The sequence below is a fragment of the Psittacicella gerlachiana genome, assembly GCF_003585965.1.
Classification (GTDB): Bacteria; Pseudomonadota; Gammaproteobacteria; order Enterobacterales; family Psittacicellaceae; genus Psittacicella; species Psittacicella gerlachiana.
The window spans coordinates 1-4049 of sequence record NZ_NRJF01000260.1; the positions used below are offsets into that span (position 1 = coordinate 1).

Genomic DNA, 4049 nt, shown 5'->3' on the forward strand with positions numbered 1-4049 from the left:
GTTGGGGTATCGCCAAGCGGTAAGGCAACGGGTTTTGATCCCGTCATCCCTAGGTTCGAATCCTAGTACCCCAGCCATTTTTTTGTTCTGCGGGAATGGCGAAATTGGTAGACGCACCAGATTTAGGTTCTGGCGCCGAGAGGTGTAGGAGTTCAAGTCTCCTTTCCCGCACCACCGATAATGTTGGGGTATCGCCAAGCGGTAAGGCAACGGGTTTTGATCCCGTCATCCCTAGGTTCAAATCCTAGTACCCCAGCCATTTTTCATGACTTATATGATATACTCATATAAGTCTTTTTTTATATATAAAACTTTATGCTAAATAATTTTGAACTAGAAAAAATCATAAATAATATTTTAACTCCTGAAAAATATTCTGATGGAACAGTAAATGGCTTACAAATTCAAGGTAAGGATACGATTAAAAAAATCGTTACTGGAGTAACTGCAAGTCAAGAACTTATTGACTATGCTATATCTGTGCAAGCAGATGCCATTTTAGTTCATCATGGTTATTTTTGGAAAAATCTTGATCCGAGAATTACCGGATATCACTATCAAAGAATTAAGAAAATTATTAAAAATGATCTAAATCTTTTGGCATATCACTTACCTTTAGATTTCAATTTGCAATTTGGTAATAATGTAGAATTAGCAAAATTATTTAATTTACCTAATTACTTCTATACCGATAAATCTGCAGAAATTTTAGTTTGTCAATATGATTCTCCAGTTGAGATTCAAAAATTTGTCGCTCTAGTTGAAGAGAAATTAGGTAAAAAAGTATTACATATAGGTAAAAACGGAAAAGAAAAAATCCAAAAAGTTGGTATTTGCTCAGGAGGTGGACAAACTTTTATTGATAAAGCCTATGCTCTAGGTTGTGATATTTATCTCTCAGGAGAAATTTCAGAATATACAACTCACTCTGCCGTTGAACAAGGAATCCATTATATTGCTATGGGACATCACGACAGTGAAAGATATGGAATAAAAGTTTTAGGTGAATACTTAGCTCAGACCTATAATCTTGAAGTTATTTTTAAAGACTGTCCAAACCCTGCATAAATAAAAAAACAGCCCTAAAGTTGGGCTGTTTTTTATTTATGAGGAAAATGGGTGTAATCAGCAAATCCATGATGTTGTAGTTCAACAAACTCTTGTTCAGTTAGATTTTTCGTACTTAATAAGTGTTTATTAGTTACAGGATCATGTAATTGACCTTTTATCTTTCTCAAGTACTCAACAAACTCACGTCTTTGAGCTTCTATTTCTTTTTGTTTAAAAAAGCCATAGATAACCCCAATACGTCTTGCAATTGCAAAACAAGTATCAATTAATAAAATATTAGGGAAAAGCTCTTGAATTTCTTCTTTGATTAACGGGAAATGGGTACAAGCTAAAACAATAACTCCGAGATTTAATTCAGTATTATTTAACCAAGGAGCTAAAATTTTCTTTAAATCTTTAGTTGTAGGCTTGTGACGAATTTTATTCTCTACATATTCAACTAAATCAGTAGTTCCTAGTAAGGAAACATTTTGTCCTATAGGGGCTGTATGAAACTCTATTAATTTTAATACATATGGTCTAGCTATAGTTGCTTTAGTAGCTAATAATCCCACAGCTCTATCAGTCTGTCCTGTCTTAACTAAGTATTCAACAGCAGGCTTTAAAGCAGGAACAACTCCAATAATAGGAATCTTTACTCTAGCTCTCAGCTGATCAAGAATCAAAGTTGAAGCGGTATTACAAGCTATAACTACTAAATTTATTTTTAACTCGGTAATTGCTCGATCAATTAGAGGAACTAGTTTTTCAATTAAAAGATTATCTGGCTTTTCTGAGTAAGGAAATAACTGGTTATCAAATAAATAATAGTATTCAAAAAAATCAAAAAACGTATTTTCTACAGATTTTAAATGTGAAAGCCCACCAACTCCCGAATCAAAAAACAATATTCTTGGTTTGTGCTTCATATTTACTCCCTATGATATGGGTGATTATTATTTAAACTCCAAGCACGGTACAATGCTTCAGCAACCACAACTCTAACTAAAGGGTGAGGCATAGTTAAATTTGAAATCGACCAAGATTCATGAGCAGCTTGTTTTACTTCATCACTAAGTCCTTCAGGACCTCCAATTAAAAGAAAAACATCACGTCCATCATTTTGCCAACGATTTAGATTTTTTGCTAATTGATGAGTATCATATGGTTTTCCAGGTATATCCAAAGTTACAATATAACCTTTGCCACATACTTTTAATAACTCACGACCTTCCTCAAGAGTAATGCGATTAATATCAGCACTTTTAGCTCTTTTTTTGTTATTAATCTCAATTAACTCTAAAGGCATATCCTTAGGAAATCTGCGTTGATACTCTTTAAATCCTTCGGTGACCCAAGCTGGCATTGAAGTTCCAACAGCTACTAAAAAAAGCTTCATAATAATTTTTACTTCCTAAAAAAGTCTTGAGCTAAAACTCAAGACTGTAAAAGAATAATATTAAGACCAAAGTTTTTCTAGCTCATATGCTTTTCTAGCTTCATCTTGCATTATATGCACCATAACAGAGCCAAAATCTACAACGATCCAATCTCCGGTATTTCTACCTTCAGAACCAAAATTTTCAACACCTAATTTTTTCATTTCATCAATTAAATGCTGAGCTAAAGCTCCACAATGACGATCAGATGTACCGGTAACAATAATCATGGTATCTGTTACTGATGACTTAGTGGTTACATCAATCTCGCAAGGTTCTTGAGCTTTTAAATCATCTAGTTTATCTAAAATTAAAGCACAAATTTGTTCCTGTGATTCTATAATCATGAAAAATTTAACCTTATAGTTTCTTCCCGTATTCAGAACGATTAACGACTGTTGTGATTTATTATTTTTAATACGGATTAAGCCTGCTTATTATAACACAGCTAGACTTTTAAACAAAAAGATGAATTTAAAGACAAAAAACAATATAATACAGAGGTTGAGTATTGCATTTTTAACCAAACTATAAAATAATTTTCTTATAGCCTATGAGCTTTTTTTCTTTTACATTTATCTTATTTTTACTCATTGTAATCAGTTGTTATTGGTTAGTATCATATCGAGTTAATAACTATACCGCTAAATTACAAAATGCGGTAATTCTACTTTCTAGTATAGTTTTTGTTGGATTTGTCCATACATACTTTGTCTTAGTTCTGCTAGGTTACGCATTCTTTGTCTACTTAGCCCAAAGAGCGATCAATGAAGCGGTAAAGAAAAATCTTACCAAACACTTAAATATTGCTCGAGACTTCTCACAGCAAGAATTTTCCCTATTGGTTGCTAATTTTTGTAAAAATAAAGGAAATTTAAGTAAATTAGAAAAAAACTTAGATGCTCAAGCAAATTCGTTAGATATTGAAGAACTTATCAAGCAAAGTGCAAAAATTGAAACTACGCAAAACATTAGCAATAATTTAGTAGCAATTAAGAAAATCCTCCTTGCGAGAAATAGCAATCCCGATAAAGAATTTGTTAATTATCGTCGCTTAATTGCCACGAAAATTATTGACTTTTATGCAGAGTTATACCGATTTATTAAAACTCTTGAGCCTAAAACACTCCATGAGCAAGATATTGTTTCTCTTAATCAATATTTTAAGTATGCAGACTCTCTTTTGAAGGAGTTAAATCTTACTTCTACTCAAGAGCTAAGTAAAAACTACAAAAATAAAAGCTCAGGATATGAAGAAGTTATTACCCAAAGAAAATTAACTTCAGATAAGTTTTTTAAAAATGTTAATAAGTCCCTAATTCCAGGTTATGGTTTTGCCATAGTTCTTTTTATTAGCTTATTACCATTAATTTATTTTAAATACTATGATTTTATATATCTAAACATAGTTAATTTTATGAGTTCTCTTGGATTTTCTAATCTTGGTGAACTAGTTAGTGTTATACCTGTATTAGGAATTTCTTATTACACCTTTAACTGTATCTCTTTATTAGTTTCAGTAAAAAGAGGTGAGGTTTATAGCCCTTCACTCCTAACAAC

General features: G+C 32.0%; 5 protein-coding genes and 3 tRNA genes. 5 read left to right on the plus strand and 3 right to left on the minus strand.

Going from position 1 to position 4049, the window contains the following annotated elements; all coding sequences use genetic code 11:
* Positions 1-2: 2 nt before the first annotated feature.
* From CKF59_RS07390 to CKF59_RS07405, 4 genes are all read left to right on the plus strand, one after another.
* Positions 3-77 (plus strand) — tRNA-Gln (locus tag CKF59_RS07390).
* Between the two features lie 12 nt (positions 78-89).
* Positions 90-174, plus strand: a tRNA-Leu gene (locus CKF59_RS07395).
* A 10-nt stretch (positions 175-184) separates the two neighbouring features.
* Positions 185-259: transfer RNA gene (locus CKF59_RS07400), tRNA-Gln, on the plus strand.
* 56 nt (positions 260-315) lie between these two features.
* Positions 316-1068 (plus strand): Nif3-like dinuclear metal center hexameric protein, encoded by a 753-nt coding sequence (locus CKF59_RS07405; RefSeq protein WP_119535273.1) that lies wholly within the window; start codon positions 316-318, stop codon positions 1066-1068.
* 32 nt (positions 1069-1100) lie between these two features.
* Here CKF59_RS07405 and murI read toward each other — a convergent pair whose 3' ends face one another.
* From murI to rsfS, 3 genes are read right to left on the minus strand one after another with little or no spacing between them, the layout of a single operon-like run.
* Entirely contained in the window at positions 1101-1979 is an 879-nt protein-coding gene (murI, locus tag CKF59_RS07410; RefSeq protein WP_119535274.1) for a glutamate racemase, read from the minus strand.
* Positions 1980-1981: 2 nt separating this feature from the next.
* Entirely contained in the window at positions 1982-2449 is a 468-nt protein-coding gene (gene rlmH / locus CKF59_RS07415) for a 23S rRNA (pseudouridine(1915)-N(3))-methyltransferase RlmH (RefSeq protein ID WP_119535275.1), read from the minus strand.
* Between the two features lie 60 nt (positions 2450-2509).
* The gene (gene rsfS / locus CKF59_RS07420) at positions 2510-2836 is read right to left on the minus strand and encodes a ribosome silencing factor (RefSeq protein ID WP_119535276.1); all 327 of its coding nucleotides are present in this window, start codon (positions 2834-2836) and stop codon (positions 2510-2512) included.
* 206 nt (positions 2837-3042) lie between these two features.
* On the opposite strand from rsfS, the gene CKF59_RS07425 reads away from it, so the two are divergent.
* A partial coding sequence (locus tag CKF59_RS07425; RefSeq protein ID WP_222985705.1) for a hypothetical protein occupies positions 3043-4049 on the plus strand: 1007 nt, incomplete at its 3' end.

What these genes read in the sequence shown, in the direction of transcription:
- CKF59_RS07405 (WP_119535273.1), top strand. Translation starts at nt 316, where the DNA reads ATGCTAAATAATTTTGAACTAGAAAAAATCATAAATAATATTTTAACT.
- murI (WP_119535274.1), bottom strand. Translation starts at nt 1,979, where the DNA reads ATGAAGCACAAACCAAGAATATTGTTTTTTGATTCGGGAGTTGGTGGG.
- rlmH (WP_119535275.1), bottom strand. Translation starts at nt 2,449, where the DNA reads ATGAAGCTTTTTTTAGTAGCTGTTGGAACTTCAATGCCAGCTTGGGTC.
- rsfS (WP_119535276.1), bottom strand. Translation starts at nt 2,836, where the DNA reads ATGATTATAGAATCACAGGAACAAATTTGTGCTTTAATTTTAGATAAA.